The 22,328-nt window shown below is 46.8% G+C and carries 15 protein-coding genes; 11 read left to right on the top strand and 4 right to left on the bottom strand.

Features of this window, described 5'->3' with window-relative positions; genetic code table 11:
* Positions 1–40: 40 nt before the first annotated feature.
* On the bottom strand, positions 41–1,018 hold the full coding sequence (locus tag D2V93_RS06625) for a transposase (RefSeq protein ID WP_119618839.1): 978 nt from the start codon (positions 1,016–1,018) through the stop codon (positions 41–43).
* Between the two features lie 296 nt (positions 1,019–1,314).
* On the opposite strand from D2V93_RS06625, the gene D2V93_RS06620 reads away from it, so the two are divergent.
* Positions 1,315–3,111, top strand: a complete 1,797-nt coding sequence (locus D2V93_RS06620; protein WP_036385939.1) for a ParB/RepB/Spo0J family partition protein — start codon at positions 1,315–1,317, stop codon at positions 3,109–3,111.
* 129 nt (positions 3,112–3,240) lie between these two features.
* Here D2V93_RS06620 and D2V93_RS06615 read toward each other — a convergent pair whose 3' ends face one another.
* Together D2V93_RS06615 and D2V93_RS06610 are read right to left on the bottom strand one after the other, a co-directional pair.
* On the bottom strand, positions 3,241–4,788 hold the full coding sequence (locus D2V93_RS06615; protein WP_036379063.1) for a Fic family protein: 1,548 nt from the start codon (positions 4,786–4,788) through the stop codon (positions 3,241–3,243).
* Between the two features lie 201 nt (positions 4,789–4,989).
* Positions 4,990–5,745, bottom strand: coding sequence for an SOS response-associated peptidase (locus tag D2V93_RS06610; protein WP_036379062.1), 756 nt, complete (start codon positions 5,743–5,745; stop codon positions 4,990–4,992).
* A gap of 116 nt (positions 5,746–5,861) precedes the next feature.
* Here D2V93_RS06610 and dinB point away from each other — a divergent pair, with 116 nt between their 5' ends.
* The 10 genes from dinB to D2V93_RS06555 all read left to right on the top strand — a co-directional run bounded on the left by dinB (position 5,862) and on the right by D2V93_RS06555 (position 20,856).
* Positions 5,862–7,076, top strand: coding sequence for a DNA polymerase IV (dinB, locus tag D2V93_RS06605; protein WP_036379060.1), 1,215 nt, complete (start codon positions 5,862–5,864; stop codon positions 7,074–7,076).
* 1 nt (position 7,077) lies between these two features.
* Positions 7,078–10,059 (top strand): DNA polymerase III subunit alpha, encoded by a 2,982-nt coding sequence (locus D2V93_RS06600; RefSeq protein WP_119618876.1) that lies wholly within the window; start codon positions 7,078–7,080, stop codon positions 10,057–10,059.
* Between the two features lie 246 nt (positions 10,060–10,305).
* On the top strand, positions 10,306–10,614 hold the full coding sequence (locus D2V93_RS18950) for a DUF6660 family protein (protein ID WP_081894468.1): 309 nt from the start codon (positions 10,306–10,308) through the stop codon (positions 10,612–10,614).
* A 124-nt stretch (positions 10,615–10,738) separates the two neighbouring features.
* Complete coding sequence (locus D2V93_RS06590) at positions 10,739–15,112, top strand: CusA/CzcA family heavy metal efflux RND transporter (protein ID WP_119618875.1); 4,374 nt, start codon at positions 10,739–10,741, stop codon at positions 15,110–15,112.
* 4 nt (positions 15,113–15,116) lie between these two features.
* Complete coding sequence (locus tag D2V93_RS06585; RefSeq protein ID WP_119618874.1) at positions 15,117–16,316, top strand: efflux RND transporter periplasmic adaptor subunit; 1,200 nt, start codon at positions 15,117–15,119, stop codon at positions 16,314–16,316.
* 15 nt (positions 16,317–16,331) lie between these two features.
* Positions 16,332–16,748 carry a Fur family transcriptional regulator gene (locus tag D2V93_RS06580; protein WP_067036187.1) on the top strand — a complete coding sequence of 139 codons (417 nt, stop codon included), beginning with the start codon at positions 16,332–16,334 and terminating at the stop codon, positions 16,746–16,748.
* Between the two features lie 42 nt (positions 16,749–16,790).
* Positions 16,791–18,758: a heavy metal translocating P-type ATPase gene (locus D2V93_RS06575; RefSeq protein WP_119618873.1), complete on the top strand. Its 1,968-nt coding sequence runs from the start codon at positions 16,791–16,793 to the stop codon at positions 18,756–18,758.
* Positions 18,759–19,642: 884 nt separating this feature from the next.
* Entirely contained in the window at positions 19,643–19,996 is a 354-nt protein-coding gene (locus D2V93_RS06565; RefSeq protein ID WP_036385938.1) for a single-stranded DNA-binding protein, read from the top strand.
* A 62-nt stretch (positions 19,997–20,058) separates the two neighbouring features.
* Positions 20,059–20,508, top strand: a complete 450-nt coding sequence (locus D2V93_RS06560; protein WP_119618872.1) for a JAB domain-containing protein — start codon at positions 20,059–20,061, stop codon at positions 20,506–20,508.
* A gap of 150 nt (positions 20,509–20,658) precedes the next feature.
* Positions 20,659–20,856: a hypothetical protein gene (locus tag D2V93_RS06555; protein ID WP_090294768.1), complete on the top strand. Its 198-nt coding sequence runs from the start codon at positions 20,659–20,661 to the stop codon at positions 20,854–20,856.
* A 265-nt stretch (positions 20,857–21,121) separates the two neighbouring features.
* Here D2V93_RS06555 and D2V93_RS06550 read toward each other — a convergent pair whose 3' ends face one another.
* A complete protein-coding gene (locus D2V93_RS06550) occupies positions 21,122–22,099 on the bottom strand; it encodes a transposase (protein WP_119618839.1) in 978 nt (325 codons plus the stop codon).
* Positions 22,100–22,328: the final 229 nt, after the last annotated feature.

Genomic DNA, 22,328 nt, shown 5'->3' with positions numbered 1-22,328 from the left:
TTATATACTCTATTAAAAACCAAATAAAATCCTGAGTATTTCAATTCAATTGTCTTGGGTCATTACAAATATGGTTCATATCATATGGTTTTCGACTCTGGATTACACCATAGACAGTTCTGAGCATTTTATTGGATACATTGTTCATTATCAAGAAATAGGGTTTTCCCTCCAGTTTTTTTCGTTCTGCATATAGACTATACTCTTTATTGTGTGTCACGGCTGTCTTGGCGGCAAGGAACAACAGAGATTTCAGCTTTTTGTCGGCCATATGGCTGGTCTTGGACTTCATAGACATTTTCCCGGACGAATTGGGATACGGGCATACCCCGGCAAAGGCAGCAGCCTTTTTGGCTGTATTGATACGTTTGAAATTTTCCGTTTTGATGATCAGATTGTTTGCTATTACCGGACCAATACCTTTGATACTGGTAATAAGCTTGTAGTTATCATTTAAATCGGAATCGTTCTGAACGATTTTTTCAATTTCCTTTTCGATGGCATCAATTTCATTTTCCAGATTGGCTATCGCTCTCTGATAGCCTCTATGGGCCACAATGCTCTGGGAAGGACTGAGCTTTCTTGTTTTCTGTCCCAACAAAAGTGATGTCCTGCTCTTTGACAACTGTTCCCGCAAACTGTAAAGTTCCTTAAGTTCTTTGACCGATTCCGACCTTGGTTCCATAAAGCGTAATTCTTCCACAAACCTCTCACCATATTTCCTGATACGGTATGCGTCTTTTGAATCGCTCTTTCCCCGTTGCAATCCCAAGCTGTGCTTTATGTTGTAGCCAGGGACCAATGCTATTTTAATTTGGAACTGGTAACAGAGATGAACCAACAGGTCACCATAGCTTCCAGTATGTTCAGCTACCAGGATGCAACTATCTTCCACTTGTTTCAAAAAGTTGCAGATACCTTTAAAGTCATTTCTGACAAACCTCTTTTTCTCTTCACCTGCAAGAACATAGCTTACGTCAAATTTATCTTTGGACAGGTCGATTCCATATATTCTCATTAAAAGTCTTTTTGATGTTCCCTTTGAGCGGCTTAAATCGTTAGTGGGTTATGCCCTTAATACTCTCTGGCTTAGGCTCAAATAACTTACCGTACTTAATATAAACATTAGATTCCCTCTATTCCGTTTCTAAAGCTAATGCAGTAAGTGGAACTGTTGATTTAAGGTTAGAACTCTATCTGTTCCAACAATATTATTTCTATCGGCTAAGTAACGATTCCGTTTCCTTGCCACTCCAAAAATTTGTCTTCCGCTTGGTTTCCGCTCAAATATTGTTTAACCAAAATCCAAAGATCATGGAAGCACAAACAAAGAAGAGAGCGACACGTAAAGCAGGTAACAACCAAGGTTCAAAGTCGGAACAAACCAAAACTGTGGAGAAGGTGGAAAACGTTCCACAGATCCAGTTGTTGGGAATCGATTCGGTTTTCCCGGACCCAGACCAACCCCGAAAAACCTTTGATGAGCAAAGTCTCAATCATTTGGAACAGAGCATTGCCGAACATGGGGTGCTGCAGCCGATCACCGTACGAAAATCCGACGAAGGTTTTATCATCGTCATGGGTGAGCGAAGGTATCGTGCCAGTAAATTGGCAGGATTGACCACTATCCCTGCCATGGTAAGGGACTATAGGGACACTGAGATTCTGGAGGTCCAGATCATCGAGAACCTACAGCGCAAGGATGTGGAACCCACGGAGGAGGCCGAGGCCATCCAATTTTTGTTGGATCGTTACGAACCCGGGGAGATTGCAAAACGTCTGGGCCGATCTGAGAACTATATCCGGCAACGCATCAAGTTGGCAGGATTGATCGAGGGATTCAAGGCCTTTATCCGCAGTGGGGAAATGACCCTCTCCCTAGGGGTGGCCGTGGCCCTTTTTGAACCCGGAGAACAACTGATGCTGTTGGAAAGCCTAGAAGACGAATTCCAGGAACATCGGATCAAACGGATGATCGAAAGCCGCACCTTCGATCTGTCCAAAGCCCCTTTTGGGTTGTCGGATAAGACGTTGCTTCCCAAAGCCGGGGCTTGCCATACCTGTCCCTTCAATGCTGCCAATCAGGGCAATTTGTTCGGTGATGGGAAGATGGTCTGTACCCGGACCTCCTGTTTTGAGAACAAAAAGACCAAGACCTTTATGCAGCTATTGAAAAGCGTGAAAAAGGAAGGATTGAAACTGGTGCCCAACATCAACAAATACCGGGTGGACGAGGAACGCAACCAATGGGTCATGGCCCAAATGGAAAAGGAGGGCCTAGCGGTGCATTTGACCAATGGGCTGGACATTTTAAAGGAGCCCATAGAACCTACCATGAATCACATTAGGGAGGAGCACCGACACTATGAATATACCGAGGAAGAGTTGGGTGAATTCCTGAAAGAGGCCCTGGAATCCTTCACGGAGGAAAAGGAGGCATGGGACAAGGCCGTGGACCTTGGATTTGAAAAGGGTATCCTGCTGGAAACGGACACCTATTTGACCCGGCCGGTATTTGTGAAGGTCAGGGAAGAAACCCATAGTGGAAGTTCAGGTACCAAGGCCTTGGAGCAACGCAAAATGTCCGAGTGTACCCCGGAGGAGCAGATCATCAAGATCAATACACGGGAATTGCGGAAAAAACAGATCGAGAACAACAACCAGTTCAAGGAAGTCGTGGACATGATACGTGAGACCGATTATATCAACCTGAAAAAGCCTTTGTCCACGGATGAAATGGTGGCCATTGCCATTTCCCTGTTCGAGAACAACATCGGGTATTATAGCCAAAGGGAACATTTTGGGGAATTCTTCGGCGAGGATTCCAAGTTATCCGATGGGGAACGGGTGGCCCGGTTCAAACAGGGTTTCAAAAAGGAGACCTTGTATAAACTGCTCCGGTTCCTGTTGACCCGACAGGTACACCTTGGGGAAAGCAACCACTCCAATGATTTGACCAACCGATCCTTTTATGTGGCAATGCAATCCTTTTACAAGGAGAAGATTTTGGGAATCGAAAAATCCTATACTGAAAAGCGTCAAAAACGGGAGGAACGGATCAAGGAAAGGGTGGCCAGTTTAGAACGGCAGGCCAAAATATTGGAGGGATAGGGCTTCCAAATGGTACAAAAGAAGGGTTCGGGAAAGCGAACCCTTTTTATTTTGGTCGAACCATGCCGGTGTCCTACCACAGATAGGGATTTGAATAGTTAGGGAACCCAAACTGGGTCAGGTTACCCATCAACCTTGGAAAATACTTTGGAATGAATCTTCAATTTCCTGGATTTCAGCATCTGTCAATTCCGCAAATTCCTTTTCCCTTCTTTTTTTGGACAATATACCTTCATTCTGGTTCAGAAACTTGATCAAAAGATCGACTTTGGTATCCGGTAAGGTCACACGGGCATTGATAAGGTTTGTCATCCGATCGTATTTTTCCAAATAGTCCAATTCTTCCGGTATGATCCTTTCAATGGTCTCTTCCACACAGGTATACAGGAATTCCGCTTGTTTGGTCAAATCAAAGTACCGGTATAGATCAATGGTTTCGTTCAGGATATCGATGTTATGGTCTTGTGTTTCCTCCCATTCGATCAAATCGACCCTTGGCGAGGAAAAATGCTCCAGAATATCCTGATATTCATCAATCCGTTCCAGAATGGCAGAGGATATGGGGAATATCATACCTCTCTTGGTATACCCCATCCGGGTAAGCAAATGGTGGATGATATAGCGATGTATCCTCCCGTTGCCATCGGATAGGGGATGGATAAAAACAAAGCCAAATGCGATGGTGGCCGCGGCCAATACAGGATTGTACCGAGACTTCTGCAACAGCTCGTTCGTGCCGAACAACCCTTGCATCAAAAGAGGAAGGTCCTTGGCCTTGGCAGAGATGTGGTCGGGCAAGGGGGAGAGGGTCTCCCTATCGTGCTCCCCAATAAAGCCTTCCCCGGTCCTGATGCCCATATGCCTCAGTTTTTTGTTGCCGATGACAATATGCTGTAACCGTTCGATCTCCTGTATGCCCAAAGGGGACTTGCCCGATTGGCCTATGGCTTTTCCCCAATTCCTTGCCCGCATGCTCGGGGGATGTTCCCCTTCTATGGCAAAGGATGCCTTCGAGTCCTTCAACAATAAAAAAGCAGCGGTCCTTCGAATAAGATCCTTGTCCCGTTTGCCCAATCCCTTTTCGATGGTTTCAGATAGGTCCTTGGCAATATACCCATCCAGTTTTGCCGTCCGTCGGATCATCGGGCAGTACCCCGGGACCCCGGGCAGGTTGTTCTTGACGCGATGCCGTGTGGAATTCTCGGGCTCGGCCGTATATTGTAGGTTGGGGTCCACCACCGTTACATAAGTGCCCTTGTTCAGGTTCGGTACGTCAAGGGTTATTCCGGTCAGCCATTCGTATAGAAACCACGCCCTTCTAGTGTATTGCCCCGTGGGCTCCTCTTCCAACATTTGGTGTATGATGGCATCCCCGGTCAACTCGAAAAACCTTTTGAGGAGATATAGGTCCAAGGGCTCGTATTTAAGGGCAAAGACCAAATGGCTTTTCAGGTCGTCCTTGGGTTTGTGCCTTATGGTGAACACTTGCCATTGGTCCGTATCGTAGCGTTGGTGCTTCTCCGTTGCCATGGCCAATATATCAGGCAGGGGAACCGCTACATCAAATTGATTCTCCATTGTGGCAATCAAAAGGGACTGACCTACCAAGAAACCTTCCTCAGGTAAGGTGCGGCCATGAAAAACCGTTATTTTCTGTGAAAAATCATTATTTTTCATATGATGACGTGAAATATAATGACAAATATACCATGAAAAACAATTACTTGGCGTGAAAAACGATGATTTTTATATATTTTTCATGAAATATAAGTACATCTGTCTGGGTTGACCGTTGAAGATCTTGCACTTCCGGGGCTAGCGAACCCTTAATGGGGGATATTCCCTGTCCGTACCCATGAACATGGTCAAAAGGAAAGGTCAATAGGGTATGGACACCTCTTCGTAGTCCACTTTTTCAATGATGCCCGGATAGTTGGAATCCACACTTCTACTATAGAGGTCCTTGGTGACGGGATAGGCTTCCAGATCACCTTCCCATAGATCGTCATCGATAAGATCTTGAACATCTGATTTATTGTTGCCGTTATGTAACCAAGCATCCAAGTTTTCATCATCAATGATGACGGGTCGCCTTTTCTTTTCATTGTGGATTTCCTCGAACATGGGGGTGGCGTCCTTGGTGAGTACGGCAAAGGTCCTCCGTCCATCGGCCGTGTTGGTATAGATGCCCGCTAGGTATATGGGGTCGCCGTTCTTTCTATGGAAATAAAACGGAACTTTAAAATCCTTTCCCTTGACTTTCACTTTCGTATTGTGTGGTTCGAAGAATCCGTCCACGGGAATGATACAGCGTTGGTGCTCCCAACAGTACCGGTACACGAAGTGGTCAAAGAGCTTTTCGGATTTGGCATTCAGTCCCCCAAAGGTTTTTGGGTTCTTGAAATACTCCGTGTAATTTTCCTGCTTTTCCTTTGGGGGCATGATGCCCCACATCGCAGGGAGCATATTGTAGGGCTCTTCCTGGCCCAAAGTCCACATCACAGGATGGCTCCAGCCGTTGGCGTGGAAATAAATGAGTTCCAGGTCGGTGTCCAGGTCACCGTACATGGCCTTGACAGAAAGGAGTTTTTCCAGCTCCTTCCGTTCCCGGGTCTGTCTGGTCGAGTAACACATGTTGAGGTTGAATTATGCCGTATTAAGATAGGCAAAATTGTTAAAGTTTTGAAACGGGTTGTTCCTTTCCGTACATTTGGATATTTTCCAAATTATAGGAATAAATCCAACATTTTATGAAACCCACCATTCTCCATATCGATCTGGATACCTTCTTCGTCTCCTGTGAACGACTACTGGACAGCCGTCTGATGAAGCGGCCCCTCTTGGTCGGTGGGTTGGGGGACAGAGGGGTGGTCGCGGCCTGTAGCTATGAGACCCGGCGTTTTGGGGTGCATTCAGGGATGCCCATGAAAGTGGCCCGGAGGTTGTGTCCGGAGGCCACTGTGATTAAGGGCAATGCAGGGACCTATATGAAGTTCTCGGACAATGTGACCGAGATTATCAAGGAGAGTGTCCCGGTCTTTGAAAAGGCCAGTGTGGACGAGTTCTATGCCGACCTTTCCGGGATGGACCGTTTCTTTGGCTGTTACAAATACGCCTCGGAAATTCGACAACGGATCTTGAGGGAAACGGGATTGCCTATTTCCTTTGGACTCTCCCAGAACAAGGTGGTCTCCAAAGTGGCCACCGGGGAGGCCAAGCCCAACAACCAGATGAAGATCGATCTTGGACTGGAGAAAGAGTTCCTGGCGCCTTTACACATTCGTAAACTGCCCTCCGTGGGGGAGAAAACCTATGGGCTTTTGTCCAATATGGGGGTGACTACCATACAGACCGTACAGCAACTGCCCTTGGAGATGCTGGAAAGCGCCTTTGGGTTGCATGGACGGACCATCTGGATGCGGGCCCAGGGGCTGGACAATTCCCCCTTGCTCCCGTTTCATGAACGGAAGTCCATTTCTACGGAACGTACCTATGGAAAGGATACCACCGATATGGTCAAACTGGAGACCACCTTGTTCGCCATGGCCGAGAACCTGGCCTACCAACTCCGAAGGGCCAATAAGATGACGGGCTGTGTGAGTGTGAAGATCCGGTACAGTGATTTCAAGACCTACACCAAGCAGAAACGGGTTCCCTATACTTCTGCGGACCATGTGTTGGTACCCTTGGTGAAGGAACTCTTTACCTCCCTTTATGACCGAAGGATGCTCATCCGACTCGTGGGTGTCAACTACAGTCATATCGTAGGGGGGCATTACCAGATCGACCTGTTCGCGGATGACGAAAAACTGCTCAACCTCTATCAGGCCATGGATCGTGTACGGAATCGATTTGGGGAATCCAGTTTGATGCGGGCCTCGGCCATGGGGGCCCATAGTATAGGAAGAGGCGGAAACCCCTTTGACGGACAACCACCCATCTTATTGGCCCATAGACAACAATAGCATGTACTTGAACTGCCATACCTATTATTCCTTGAACTACGGGGTGCTTTCCGAAACGGAGCTCTTGGAGTTGGCCTGTTCCCATGGGGTGGAAACCTTGGCCCTGACCGATATCAACAACAGTTCGGCAGGGATGAACTTTGTGCGACTGGCCCATGAGCAGGGAATACGTCCCATTCTGGGCATCGATTTTCGGAACGGGAACGTACAGGAGTTTGTGGGCCTGGCACAAAACAATGAAGGGTTTCGGGAGATCAATGCCTTTCTATCCGAACATTTGCATAAGGGAACATCCATTCCCTCCGTGGCTCCAATATTCGAACATGTCCATGTCATCTATCCCTTCGAGAAGATCCAGGAGGAGGAACGGACAGACTTCCGAGCTTATGAGTACATTGGGGTATCCGTCGAAGAGCTCCGGAAATTACGGTTCTCCCGGTACCGGGATTATACCGATAGATTGGTGTTGTTACAGCCCGTGAGCTTTCGTAACAAAAAGGATTTCAATACCCATCGGTTGCTTCGGGCCATAGGATTGAACACACTGTTGAGTAAACTTCCCCAGTCCGAGGAGGCCAGACCCTCTGATACCCTTCGGTCCATGGAGGAACTAAAAAAAGCCTTGGTTGATTTTCCGCATATCTGGGAGAATACGCAGCGGTTGATGGACTCCTGTACCATTGCCTTTGGGTTTGGAAGTGAGCGGGTTTCCCAGAACCAGTCCCGTTTTTTGGCGTCCAAGGCCTTGGATGTGGAGCGGTTGCGGGAACTGGCATTGGATGGGCTGCCTCGACGCTATGCCCATCCCACGGAAAAGGTCAAGGAGCGGATGTTCCGGGAACTGCGTACCATTCAGGAACTGGACTTCGTGTCCTATTTTTTGATCAACCATGATATCGTCTCCTATGCCAAGTCCAAAGGGTATCCCTATGTGGGCAGGGGGAGTGGGGCCAACAGTCTGGTGGCCTACCTAATTGGGATCACCGATGTGGATCCCATTGAACTGGACCTGTATTTTGAACGGTTCATCAATCCCTTTAGGGCCTCCCCTCCGGATTTTGACATTGATTTTTCCACCTGGGACCGGGACGATGTCACGGCCTATATTTTTGAACGTTTCGAGCATGTGGCCCTATTGGGAACCTACAACACCTTTAAATACCGGGCCGCTGTTCGGGAACTGGGCAAGGTGTTCGGTCTGCCCACCGAGGAAATCGATAAGCTCAGTGCAGGTCGGTATGAGCAAGGAAGCTTGGACGAACTGGCCCGATTGGTGCTGAAATACGCCACCTATATCCATGGGATGCCCAATTACATCAGTGTGCATTCCTCGGGGATCTTGATTCTGGACCGTTCCGAGCATTACTATTCGGCCACGACCCTGCCGCCCAAAGGGTTTCCGACGGTGCAGTTCGATATGATCATTGCCGAGGATGTAGGCCTGTTCAAGTTCGATATCCTTGGGCAACGGGGATTGGCCAAGATCAAGGAGGCGGTTGAGGTGATCAAGGACAACCGACCCGATGCCATGCTTTGGGACATCAAGAGCGTGGAGGCCATGAAACAGGATGCCAATATCAATCGGCTGTTGAGCCAAGGAAGGGCGATAGGGGCCTATTATGTGGAATCCCCAGCCATGCGGGGGCTGATGAAAAAGCTACGGACCCATGACTACTTGGGACTGGTGGCGGCCAGCTCCGTGATCCGTCCAGGGGTATCCTCCTCGGGGATGAAGGATGAATATATCCGCAGGGAGCGGGAACCGGAACGCCGCAAGGAGGCCAATCCCATCCTGTTGGAGATCATGCCGGAGACCCATGGGATCATGGTCTATCAAGAGGATGTGCTCAAGGTGGCCCATCTCTTTGCAGGACTCGACCTAGGGGAGGCCGATGTGTTGCGACGGGGGATGAGCGGAAAGTTCCGTTCCCGGGAGGAATTCCAAGCAGTGAAACTCAAGTTTTTTGAAAACTGCAAACAAAGGGGGCACGATGCTGCCTTGACCCAAATGGTCTGGGAACAGATCGAGAGTTTTGCGGGTTATGCCTTTGCCAAGGGACATTCCGCTTCCTATGCCGTGGAAAGCTACCAGAGCCTGTATCTGAAATGCTACTTTCCCCTGGAATTTATGGTAGCCGTGCTCAACAATAGGGGAGGGTTCTATGATACAGAGCTCTATGTCCATGAGGCTAAGATGTGGGGAGGAATTATCCATCCGCCCTGTATCAACCGCAGTGATCATGTCAATGTCATCTATGGGAAGCACATCTATTTGGGGCTGGGGCAGCTTCGGAGTTTGGAACGTTTGGTCATCCAACGCATTTTGAACGAAAGGCAACTCCATGGCAAATTCCGAGATTTTGATGATTTTATCGACCGTGTCCCCATTGCCATCGAACAGTTGACCATCTTGGTGCGTATCGATGCCTTTCGTGTCTTTGACGTGCCCAAGAAGCAAGTGCTTTGGCAGGCCGTGTTCAAGACCAAGGCCCATCGAAAGGAAACTATCCAGAAACTGCTCTTTAAACCCAACCACAGGCATTTTACATTGCCGAATTTACCTTCCCATCCTATTGAGGATGCCTACGACCAAATGGAACTTCTGGGTTTTCCACTATGCGGGTATTATGAACTTATGGACGGCAAAGTGAAGAGTAGGCTGACTGCCGGTGATTTTGAGGCCTATGTCAACCAAAGGATCTGGATCTATGGTTCCCTAGTGCATACCCGATTGAACACCACATCCAAAGGGGACACCATGCGCTTTACCACCATGCTCGATCTGGAAGGGCACTTTTTTGACTGTGTACACTTTCCACAAACGATGGCATCCACACCCATTCATGGAAAGGGCATCTATTTATGCCACGGAACGGTGACCGAAGAGTTCGGGCATTTCAGTCTGGAGGTGGTTACGACCGTCAAACAACCCTTGAAACCTGACCCGAGACAAGTGGGATCGGGAGCGCTATTGGCCAAATAAAAGCGAGTAAGGACGTATTCCGATCAATACTGCGCAAAGATAAACCCGGAAAATATTTCTCGGGAAAGGGACGGCATAAGGCCGTTGCCGATGTCACTTTTTTCATACTCTAGTAATGACCTGATATTTTAGGGGGAAAACTCCAATAATGAAGTTTGGAACTACTTTTTATTGGTCCAAAAAGAGTTCCTTTTAAGAACCATTCTTTGCAATAGAGTTGCACTTGGATTTTTTTATCTTTGCCCCGTGAAATTTTTGACAATCATATTAACAATATACTTCTTGGCGCTCAACGTGGTGCCTTGTAGTGATTCAGGGAATGCCTCTGACGATTGCCAAACTGTTTCGGTAGTCGATTCTGACGGCGACCAAGGTGACGATTGTGAACTTTGCTCGCCTTTCTGTCAATGTCATTGTTGCCACGTTCACACCATAGATTTTGGGCTTGTCGCATTTGAACCGTACCAGCCAGAAATCCCAGACGAATTCTTTGCCCATTTTGATGACCTCGGCAAGGATATTCCACCTTCTCTTTTACAGCCCCCTCGGGCATGATCCAGTTTTTATAGGATAAAACTATCCTGTTTTGACGTGACTTTTTCATGGTTACGTCAATATCGTGCGTTGCTTTTCATCAATGCGCCCAGTAAGAATATAAACTGAATCAATACCCTTGTCCATGATCAACAGAATCATTGATTTTTCAATCAATAACAAATTTATTATAGGTCTGCTGACCCTCGCATTGATTGGTGCGGGCGTTTATAGCATGACCCAAGTTCCCATCGATGCCGTACCGGATATCACCAATAATCAAGTACAGGTCATTACCCAATCACCCAACCTGGGAACGGAGGATATAGAACAATTTGTAACCTATCCCGTGGAAGTTGCGATGAGCAACCTACCCAATGTCAAGGAAATCCGCTCTGTTTCCCGTTTTGGGCTTTCTGTGGTGACCATTGTATTTGACGATGAGGTGGGCACTTATTTGCCCAGACAACTTGTAGCCGAAAAACTGCCCGAGGTTCAGGAACAGATCCCTTCTGGCTTTGGCAAACCCGTTATGGGGCCAATTTCAACGGGATTGGGCGAAATCTATCAATATACCCTTGAAGTAGATGATGAACATCAAGGTGAATATTCGGCAACCGAACTGCGTACGATCCAGGACTGGATTGTACGGAGACAGATGGCCATGGTGCCCGGCGTGGTGGAGGTAAACGCCTTTGGCGGAAACAAAAAGCAATACGAAGTGGCGGTTGACCCGGACGAACTTCGCGCCATTGGTATAACCATTACAGAAGTGTTCTCGGCCCTTGAAAAGAACAACCAGAATACAGGTGGGGCCTACATCGAGCGTAACCACCAAGCCAACTTCATTCGTGGTGAAGGGCTGGCCAGGACCATATCGGATATTGAAAATATGGTGGTCAAGGCCGTTAATGGCATTCCCATCAAAGTGAAGGATATAGGTAAGGTAAGCATGGGAAGTGCGGTACGCTATGGTGCGCTTACCAAAGATGGAAAGGGCGAAGCCGTGGGCGGAATGATCTTGATGCTCAAAGGGGCAAATTCCAACGAGGTGATCGAAAACGTGACCCGACGTGTGGAACAGATACAACGGTCCCTTCCTGAAGGAGTGTCCATCAAACCTTTCCTGGACCGCAGCGAATTGATCGCCGAGACAACAGGCACGGTAACGGGGAACCTTTTGGAAGGTGGGCTTATCGTGATCTTCGTGTTGGTCTTGTTGTTGGGAAATTGGCGTGGCGGACTCATTGTGGCTTCGACCATACCCTTATCCCTATTGTTTGCCTTTATTCTGATGAATGTTTTTGACGTATGGGCAAACTTGATGAGCTTGGGGGCAATCGATTTTGGAATCATTGTGGATGGTGCGGTGATCATCGTAGAGGGCACCGTTTTTTTAATGTACTCCTATGTGGTCAAAAAGAATGGCGTTAGTGCAGAAACACGGGATGACATCGCCGCCAAGGCCTCCAAAAAAATGATGAACGCCGCTTTCTTTGGCCAGCTGATCATTCTGATCGTGTTCCTGCCCATTTTGGCCTTGGAGGGTGTCGAAGGGAAAATGTTCCAGCCCATGGCCCTCACCTTCATTTTCGCGATGATCGGGGCCATGTTATTGTGTCTTACCTATGTACCCATGGTTTCGGCATTGTTCCTACGGCCGCCAAAATCCAAAAAACAATCCTATGGCGATAGGTTCGTGCATTGGATTGAGCGGAAATATGAACCGTTGTTGACCAAATCACTTTCCAAGGCCAAAGTGGTCGTAAGCATTGCCCTTGGTCTTTTTGCCATTGCCATTTTCGCCTTTACGAGAATGGGCGGTGAGTTTATCCCGCAATTGGACGAAGGTGATATTGCCTTTCATGCGATCTTGAAACCCGGCAGTTCCCTGTCGGAAACCATCGAAACCACGACAATTATTGAACGTATCGTGAAGGCCGAATTTCCCGAAGTTGAAACCGTTCTCAGCCGTATCGGTGTCGCCGATGTACCAACGGACCCGATGCCCATGGATATTGCCGATGTCTTCGTTATCCTCAAACCAACTGATGAATGGACATCTGCAGAAAGCAAGGATGAACTCGTGGAAAAAATGAAGGAGGCCATCAGTATCGTTCCCGGCGTGAATTTTGAGTTTACCCAACCTATCGAAATGCGCTTCAACGAACTACTTACGGGTGTTCGTGAGGATGTGGCCATTAAATTGTTCGGGGAAGACCTCGGCATATTGGCAAGCAAGGCCGAGGAAATGGGGGAAATCATTGCCACCGTTCCCGGTGTGGCGGATATGAAAGTTGAGGCCACGGACGGCCTGCCACAAATCACCATTGACTACAACCGCAATAAATTGGCACAGTACGGTCTAAAGATCGAACAGCTCAATAAAGTGGTACAGTCCGCCTTTGCAGGAGGAAAGGCGGGCGTAATCTTCGAGGGTGAAAAACGGTTTGACCTGGTCGTAAGACTTCTAAAGGAAAACCGACAAAGCATCGAGGATATCCAGAACTTGTTCATCAACCTGCCCAATGGTTCGCAAATCCCATTACGGGAAATTGCCGAGGTAAGTTATGAACCCGGCCCGATGCAGATAAGCCGTGACAATACCAATAGGCGGACCTATGTGGGTATCAATATTCGCGACCGTGACGTAAAATCGGTGGTAGAGGATATCCAAGAAAAATTGGATGCACAGTTTGACCTGCCCGCAGGATATTACATTCGGTATGGTGGAGCTTTCGAAAATCTGGAACGTGCCAGCAATAGATTGCAAACTGTGGTCCCTATTGCCTTGTTCCTGATTTTCATATTGATTTATTTTGCGCTAAAGTCCTTTCCACAGACCTTGATGATCTACCTAGCGATCCCGATGGCCACCATTGGCGGTGTGTTCGCCCTGTGGTTAAGGGATATGCCTTTCAGTATTTCCGCGGGGGTCGGCTTTATCGTGTTGTTTGGTGTGGCCGTTCTGAACGGACTCGTCATGATAAGTGGTCTCAATGAACTGAAGGAAGAAGGCGTGACCAATCTTAAAGATAGAATTATAGAAGGCACTAAAAGACGGATTCGTCCCATTATGCTCACGGCCTTTACGGATATTTTAGGGTTTCTTCCCATGGCGGTTTCGGCTTCGGCCGGGGCAGAGGTACAGCGACCTTTGGCCACCGTGGTCATTGGTGGCTTGATAACTTCGACCCTCTTGACCCTCTTTATCCTACCCATCTTTTACCAATGGGTCGAGGGACGTTCGGAACGGATGAGTAAACCCGACCCGAAATGGGTTACCCCTGTGGTCATGGTCCTTCTTTTGTTCGCCACCGCACTGCCTGCCAAAATGCATGCGCAAGAAGGTTTTGAAAATGCACGGCAGATCCAGCCTAAAGATTCACTGCCCGCTATTTCATTGGAAGAGGCGGTGGAAGTTTCCAAGAAAAACTACCCGCTGTTGAAAGCGAAACAATGGGAGGTCCAAAAACAAACCGCCCTAAAAGGTATGGCTTACGACCTTGGCAATACCCAGGTCTTCACAGGTGGCGAAGAAATTGCGGACGGACAAGGAATTTATACCTTGGTTGGGGTTGGACAACAGAATATCGACCTGTTGGGCATCCGTGCAAAAAGGCGTTTGCAGAGACAACGCATCGCTTTGGCCGAGACAGCTCTTGACCTTTCCGAACTGCAAGTGGAACAGGAGGTCAAAAAGGCTTGGTCAGAAGCCTATCGACAACGACAGAAATTTGAACTGTACCGTGAACTGGATTCCATTTATTCACAGTTTAAAAAAGCAATAGAACTCAACTTCAAGGTAGAGGCCATTTCCCGGCTGGAATATTCATCGGCCACAAATCAGGCCTTACAAATCAACAATCAACTGCAACAGGCCGAAAGTGATTATGCCATCGCCCTGCAAAAGCTCAATCTTTGGTTGGTTTCGGACATCTACTATTCCGTTCCAGAAAAACTTGATGAAAGTGCGGTAACGGTTTTAGGATGGGACGGGGATTTGGGAAAACACCCAGCGCTGGAACTTTCACAAAGGCGCATCGAGGAGGCCGAGGCGACTTACAATGCGGCACGTGCCGATCTGCTGCCTAAATTCAACCTTCAGGGCGGACTGCAACAGGTCAATGGCAATAGCGGGTTCTACACCTATCAAGCCGGCATTTCGGTTCCTTTGTTTTCAGGTGGACAGCGTAGTCAAGCCAAGGCCGCCAAAATTGAAAGTGAAATCGCAAAGACCAATGCGGATTATACCAAACGCCAGCTGCAATCCGAATATCGGCAGGCGGTGCAAGCCTATCAGAAATGGAGCGCATCGTGGCAATTTTATAGGGACAAGGCCTTGCCGCTTGCCCAAGAGCAGCGCAGGGGAGCATTGTTGGCCTACGCGGAGGGTGCGGTGGACTATGCAGCGTTCACACAGATTATTCGGGATGCCATAAACACGGAAATGGATGCACTTGACGCTCTTGACAACTATCTAGAATCAGTATTTGAATTACAATATTTTAAACAATAGACAAATGAACAATCTTTTTAAATATAACGTTATTGGGCTTGTGGCGATGCTCTTGGTACTTGCTTCCTGTGGGAATTCCAAAGCCGATACTGAAGAAGCAAAGCAAAAAAAACCTGAAATGGACGAAATGCACAAAGAAAGTGAAGCCAAAGAAGCCATGCTTACGGAGGCGCAGTGCCGGAATCTTAACATGAGAATCGATACCGTCGCCCAACGTGTTATGAAGCAGTATGTGGAAGCCAATGGCCAACTGGAGGTCCCACCTCAGAATGAAGCGACCATTACGACGGTCGTGGGTGCCAATGTGGTGTCCATAGAGGTCATTGAAGGCGACAAAGTAAAAAAGGGACAAACGGTCGCCTATTTGTCCCACCCCAATATCATCCAGAAACAGACCGATTACCTGAACGCCTACAGTAACAGCCAGTTTCTGAAAAAGGAATTTGAAAGACAAAAAACCCTGTATGATGCCGGGGTGGGCAGCGGGGCCAACTTTCAAAAGGCCGAAGCGGAATACCGGGCATCCCAAAGCCTGGCAAAGGGATTGGAAGCACAGTTGCAACAATTGAACATTGGTGCGTCCGGGGTGAGAAACGGTACGATTTACCAACGGGTGGCATTGCGAAGTCCCATTGAGGGATTTGTCCAAAACGTAGCGGTGAAGACCGGACAGTATGTAGAACCGCAGACCGACCTATTTGAAATCGTTGACACCCATCACGTCCATGCCGATTTAATGGTGTTTGAAAAGGATGTGTACAAAGTAAAGGTAGGGCAGCAAGTATCCTTCAATGTACAATCCATTCCCGGAAAGGAACTTACTGCGAAAATTTATTCCGTAGGGAAAACTTTCGAGCAAAATCCCAAAGCGATACACGTCCATGCTGAAATCGAGAACAAGGAAGGGCAGCTGATTCCAGGGATGTATGTTGAAGGACGGATTGAAATCCAAAAATCCGAGACCGTTGCGGTGCCTGAAAGTGCAATAAGTTCGAACGAGGGAAAGAAGTATATTTTTAAAGCGGAGCGTGAAGGCAATGACTGGAGCTTCAAACCTGTCGAAATTAACACAGGCCCAAATGACGGGGATTGGGTCGCCATCGATTTTGTAGATTCCGTTGGGCCAAATACTACATTTGCATACAACAATGCCTACTATTTAATGGCCCAAATGAAAAAAGGGGATGCGGGACATAGCCATTGATAAAATTACAATATGATGACAGAAATTGAAAAAACATTGGAAAACAAAGGTGTACGCCCAACGGCGATGCGTATTTTGATCTATAAATATTTGGCTGAAAAGGAAGTGGCCATTGCCCTGACCGATATGGAGAACGCTTTCTCAAAAGCGGACAGAACCACATTGTACCGGACCCTGAAGACCTTTGAGGAAAAACGCATTGTGCACCAAATAGATGATGGCACCAATATTTCAAAGTATGCCCTGTGCGAACCAGGTTGCAATTGTGAAATGGAACAAGATCTGCACTTGCACTTTCATTGCGATAACTGTGATGAAACGGTCTGTCTCACTGAGCATAAGATTCCCCATATCAATCTACCTGATGGGTATGTGGCAGAAAATGCCAATTTGGTCATTAAGGGAATCTGCGACAAATGCAGCGGGCAATAATTGCACTTCCGTTGCATGAAACAAATAACGACCTTACCGTCTATGAAAAAGAAAAAAGTAAAACTACGTGATCTTGGTTCAAAGGAACGCCAGGGCGAACACGGACACGAAAGTGGCCATAGCCATGACGGTCCTGAAGGTGTATCTAAATTCAAGACCTATTTACCGGCCATTTTCAGTTTTGTAATGCTTATCATCGGCATAGCAGTGGACTATTTTGATGCTTTTCCGTTTTTCAAGGGCTGGATAAGGATCGCATGGTACACCCTTGCCTATTTGCCTGTTGGTTTTCCTGTCATCAAAGAAGGTTGGAACAGTATAAAGCATGGTGATTTCTTTACTGAATTTTTCCTGATGTCCCTTGCCACTCTAGGAGCCTTTGCCATAGGCGAATACCCAGAGGGCGTGGCCGTAATGTTGTTTTACGCCGTGGGCGAACTGTTCCAAAATGCAGCAGTCAATCGGGCAAAGGGAAATATTAAGGCCCTTTTGGATGCGCGACCGGACGAAGCTTTGGTGCTTCGTAACGGGAATTTCGTTACCGTAAATCCCCAAACCGTCGAGATTGGCGAAAGGATACAAGTACGTGTGGGTGAGAAAATCCCCTTGGACGGCATTCTCTTATCCGAAAGAGCTTCCCTCAATACGGCGGCAATTACTGGCGAAAGTAAGCCCGATACGATAAATAGAGACGAAAAAGTCTATGCCGGAAGTATTAATCTCGAGGGTGTTATCGATGTAGAAACCTCCAAAGAATTCAAGGACAGTTCCATCACTCGAATCTTGGATATGGTACAAAACGCTACAGCCAGAAAATCAAAGACAGAACTGTTCATTAGAAGATTTGCAAGAATTTATACGCCCATTGTGGTTTTCCTTGCCATTGGATTAACGTTCTTGCCCTACTTTTTTCTAAATGACTATGTATTTAGGGATTGGCTCTATCGCGCATTAATATTCCTAGTGGTTTCCTGTCCCTGTGCCTTGGTCATTTCCATTCCGCTCGGCTATTTTGGTGGTCTGGGAGCGGCATCCCGAAATGGGATTCTTTTCAAAGGTGCATCTTTTTTGGAAGCAATCACCAAAGTGAACACGGTAGTGATGGACAAAACGGGAACCGTTACCAAAGGGGTTTTTAAAATCAAGGAGATCAAGACCGCGCAATTTGAGGAAGCCAAGTTTATGAAATACCTGATGGCCATGGAGGAACAATCTACCCATCCCATAGCAAAAGCAATTTTGGAATACAAAGGCGAAGGCACGGATATAAAGGCAACCGATGTATCGGAAGTTGCAGGAAAGGGATTAAGGGGAACGGTCAATGGGAAAACAGTGCTGGTGGGCAATAAAGCCCTAATGGCCTCAAACAACATTGATGTACCTTCAGAAACCGATGATATTGTAGATTCTATTGTAATGTTGGCCATTGATGAAAAATTTGCAGGCTATGTTACCATTGCAGATGAACTCAAGGAAGATGCCCATCAAGCCATCCAACAAATCAGGGATGCCGGGATTTCGAAAATCATAATGCTTTCGGGTGACAAAGATTCCATAACGCAACAAGTCTCGAAAAAGTTGAACTTTGATTGGGCAAAGGGCGGCCTGTTGCCAGAAGATAAGCTCGGCGAAGTCGAAGAACTCAAAAAACAATCAGACACCAAAGTGGCCTTTATGGGCGATGGCATTAATGATGCGCCCGTTCTGGCCATCAGCGATGTGGGCATTGCCATGGGAGGCTTGGGTAGTGATGTGGCCATTGAAACAGCAGATGTCATCATTCAGACCGACCAACCGAGCAAGATGGCACGAGCCATTAAAATAGGACGCTCCACCCGAAAGATAGTTTGGCAAAATATTGGGCTCGCTTTTGGCGTGAAGGCATTTGTGCTCATCCTTGGAGCGGGAGGCCTAGCCACGATGTGGGAAGCAGTTTTTGCTGATGTGGGGGTTGCCTTATTGGCAATATTGAATGCTGTTCGACTTCAGCGGATGAAGTGGAACACTTAGTTTCAAAGAGGAACCATTTTTTGGGCTAACTTATATTTCAGCCGTTGTTGGCAGCCCCATGGTTCGCCAAGACCTTCAATAAAATTGTACATGAGAGGCTTCGCAGGTTGTGTCACCCAAACAACTGTCCGTGTATTGGAGGGGACTTCAGGAAGGTTAGGGGTCTGATTCTTCGAGAAACGGCGACAGGACTTATGAGACAATATGAAAGCTTCCGGGCATAAAAAACCGTATCCGAACAATTACGAAATGCTTATCACTGAGGATGATAAATAATCCGGTCGTAGGGTAACTCCAATACGTTTGTTCCCTTATTGTCGTAATGTTTGATGAAACTTCATTTGGTCAAAACGGAAGCCGTCCAAACGGATCTTTGGTGCGCCCTTCCTTAGCAAACCCTTCTTGGGGCTTTGCCGGGAAAGGCCGCAAATCCGTCCGTCCGCCCAACAAATTTTAAGGGGTCCATAATAAAAGAAGCCCTCGTTGTTTTTCGGGGCATCGAAAAACAGGGCAGTGCCCAAGGACTTCCTATCAGGACACCATTGCCTGCACTCGCTTAACTTCCCGTACGCTCCCTTGCCAATGGGTCTGAAGGAATTCCTAAGGCCCTTATCGAACCTGTCAAGGCCAAGACAGGTTTTGTCCACAAATAGGGTTTCCACTTCCTTGAAAACCTAAAGGTTTTGCTACGTCGCGGAGCCTCCCGATTTCTGTCCAAAAGCCTTGACAGAACCCCCTTCTTTTATTGTGCTACGCACGTAAGAAGCAAACAAACGCCCCTTAAAATTTGGGAAACAATGACCAAAAAAATAGAGGGGAAATTTTTAACCCTGTTTGCTGATTTATCCATACTGGAAGATAGCAGGCCTTTAAAACTTTTTATCATGAGTACATTGAGAAACAAAGTGCAGTTGATCGGAAACGTGGGGCAAGACCCCACCATTACTGACCTTGACAAAGGCAAACGTGTGGCACGGTTCACCATGGCCACCAACGAACATTACAAAAACTCCGAAGGGGAACGGGTGACCAATACCGAATGGCACACCATCATCGCATGGGGGAAATTGGCGGACATCATCGAAGGCTTCGTGACCAAGGGCAAGGAAGTTGCCATCGAAGGGAAATTGACCTCCCGATCCTATGAGGACAAAGAGGGCAATAAAAAATATGTGACCGAAGTGGTGGCCAGTGAGATCCTGCTTTTGGGCGGTGGTGATAACAATACCACCGAGTAAAATGGATAGGGGGTGTCCAGTCTTTGGGCATTCCTTTCTTTTTCATCCTTAACACATTTGAAATGGAACACCGTGTCAATGAAATACAGATCAGTTATCGGGAAAAACTCAGCACGCTGAAATCCCTGTCCGTGACGAACTCCAATGAGGTGGCGAATCTATTGTTCCAAAATTGGGACAACAAGACCATAGGCCTGCACGAGACCTTTAAGATCGTGCTGCTCAACCAGTCCAACAAGGTAAAGGGCATTTATCCACTATCCCATGGGGGCATCACAGGTACCTTGGTAGATCTGCGCATCCTTTTTGCCATTACCCTAAAGACCCTTTCCGTGGGGATCATCCTCGCCCATAACCATCCTTCTGGACAACTCAAGGCCAGTTATCAGGATAAACAATTGACCCAAAAGATCAAAGAGGCGGCACAGCTTTTTGATGTCAAGGTTTTGGACCATATCATCCTTGCGCCTGATGGTAGGTATTACAGTTTTGCTGATAATGGAATTCTTTAATCCAATGGTCATGGAAGCGAATACAGCGAATACAGAAATGATGGAATTTGAAAAATGGTTGGAAGAACAATATGACCCAAGGTATTACCCCGATGGGTTCGATCCAAGCCTATATGATCTGTGAGCAATGAACTATCAAAGTTTTGAATAATGGTCTATTTGAACTTTACCAACCTTGATAGCGAGACCCAGGAACGTTTGCTTTCCGTATCCAAAGAAGATGTGGAAAGCCGTTCCGGGACCGAATTGCTCCAATTTGCAGAAACGCATGATAAGGACTATGATACCCTCTTGGAAGAAGAGGCAATGCGAAATCTCTACAGTTATGATTTCGTATTCAATATGTGAATGCCAAAACACACCATCGAAGCCCATCCATCACGATGGGCTTTTTTTATGGGTTCATGGTTGGTTTTTAGGTGGGTCGAACACCCAAAAACCAATTTGGGAAATTCTTGTTTGCAAAGTATTGGGCAACCCCAAAGTATACCTATCCCTTATTTGACCGCAAGTTCGCCCTTCAAAAATGTTCCCATCAAAAGACTACGGCATAAACCGTTCGTACCTCACTCCTTATATACTCTATTAAAAACCAAATAAAATCCTGAGTATTTCAATTCAATTGTCTTGGGTCATTACAAATATGGTTCATATCATATGGTTTTCGACTCTGGATTACACCATAGACAGTTCTGAGCATTTTATTGGATACATTGTTCATTATCAAGAAATAGGGTTTTCCCTCCAGTTTTTTTCGTTCTGCATATAGACTATACTCTTTATTGTGTGTCACGGCTGTCTTGGCGGCAAGGAACAACAGAGATTTCAGCTTTTTGTCGGCCATATGGCTGGTCTTGGACTTCATAGACATTTTCCCGGACGAATTGGGATACGGGCATACCCCGGCAAAGGCAGCAGCCTTTTTGGCTGTATTGATACGTTTGAAATTTTCCGTTTTGATGATCAGATTGTTTGCTATTACCGGACCAATACCTTTGATACTGGTAATAAGCTTGTAGTTATCATTTAAATCGGAATCGTTCTGAACGATTTTTTCAATTTCCTTTTCGATGGCATCAATTTCATTTTCCAGATTGGCTATCGCTCTCTGATAGCCTCTATGGGCCACAATGCTCTGGGAAGGACTGAGCTTTCTTGTTTTCTGTCCCAACAAAAGTGATGTCCTGCTCTTTGACAACTGTTCCCGCAAACTGTAAAGTTCCTTAAGTTCTTTGACCGATTCCGACCTTGGTTCCATAAAGCGTAATTCTTCCACAAACCTCTCACCATATTTCCTGATACGGTATGCGTCTTTTGAATCGCTCTTTCCCCGTTGCAATCCCAAGCTGTGCTTTATGTTGTAGCCAGGGACCAATGCTATTTTAATTTGGAACTGGTAACAGAGATGAACCAACAGGTCACCATAGCTTCCAGTATGTTCAGCTACCAGGATGCAACTATCTTCCACTTGTTTCAAAAAGTTGCAGATACCTTTAAAGTCATTTCTGACAAACCTCTTTTTCTCTTCACCTGCAAGAACATAGCTTACGTCAAATTTATCTTTGGACAGGTCGATTCCATATATTCTCATTAAAAGTCTTTTTGATGTTCCCTTTGAGCGGCTTAAATCGTTAGTGGGTTATGCCCTTAATACTCTCTGGCTTAGGCTCAAATAACTTACCGTACTTAATATAAACATTAGATTCCCTCTATTCCGTTTCTAAAGCTAATGCAGTAAGTGGAACTGTTGATTTAAGGTTAGAACTCTATCTGTTCCAACAATATTATTTCTATCGGCTAAGTAACGATTCCGTTTCCTT

It is taken from the genome of Flagellimonas taeanensis (assembly GCF_003584105.1).
Lineage (GTDB): Bacteria > Bacteroidota > Bacteroidia > Flavobacteriales > Flavobacteriaceae > Flagellimonas > Flagellimonas taeanensis.
The sequence above is the reverse complement of the archived record's forward strand: the minus strand, read 5'-3'. Positions and strand labels throughout refer to the sequence as shown.

Coding starts and splice junctions, on each gene's coding strand:
- D2V93_RS06625 (WP_119618839.1), bottom strand. CDS start 1,018: ATGAGAATATATGGAATCGACCTGTCCAAAGATAAATTTGACGTAAGC.
- D2V93_RS06620 (WP_036385939.1), top strand. CDS start 1,315: ATGGAAGCACAAACAAAGAAGAGAGCGACACGTAAAGCAGGTAACAAC.
- D2V93_RS06615 (WP_036379063.1), bottom strand. CDS start 4,788: ATGAAAAATAATGATTTTTCACAGAAAATAACGGTTTTTCATGGCCGC.
- D2V93_RS06610 (WP_036379062.1), bottom strand. CDS start 5,745: ATGTGTTACTCGACCAGACAGACCCGGGAACGGAAGGAGCTGGAAAAA.
- dinB (WP_036379060.1), top strand. CDS start 5,862: ATGAAACCCACCATTCTCCATATCGATCTGGATACCTTCTTCGTCTCC.
- D2V93_RS06600 (WP_119618876.1), top strand. CDS start 7,078: ATGTACTTGAACTGCCATACCTATTATTCCTTGAACTACGGGGTGCTT.
- D2V93_RS06590 (WP_119618875.1), top strand. CDS start 10,739: ATGATCAACAGAATCATTGATTTTTCAATCAATAACAAATTTATTATA.
- D2V93_RS06585 (WP_119618874.1), top strand. CDS start 15,117: ATGAACAATCTTTTTAAATATAACGTTATTGGGCTTGTGGCGATGCTC.
- D2V93_RS06580 (WP_067036187.1), top strand. CDS start 16,332: ATGACAGAAATTGAAAAAACATTGGAAAACAAAGGTGTACGCCCAACG.
- D2V93_RS06575 (WP_119618873.1), top strand. CDS start 16,791: ATGAAAAAGAAAAAAGTAAAACTACGTGATCTTGGTTCAAAGGAACGC.
- D2V93_RS06565 (WP_036385938.1), top strand. CDS start 19,643: ATGAGTACATTGAGAAACAAAGTGCAGTTGATCGGAAACGTGGGGCAA.
- D2V93_RS06560 (WP_119618872.1), top strand. CDS start 20,059: ATGGAACACCGTGTCAATGAAATACAGATCAGTTATCGGGAAAAACTC.
- D2V93_RS06555 (WP_090294768.1), top strand. CDS start 20,659: ATGGTCTATTTGAACTTTACCAACCTTGATAGCGAGACCCAGGAACGT.
- D2V93_RS06550 (WP_119618839.1), bottom strand. CDS start 22,099: ATGAGAATATATGGAATCGACCTGTCCAAAGATAAATTTGACGTAAGC.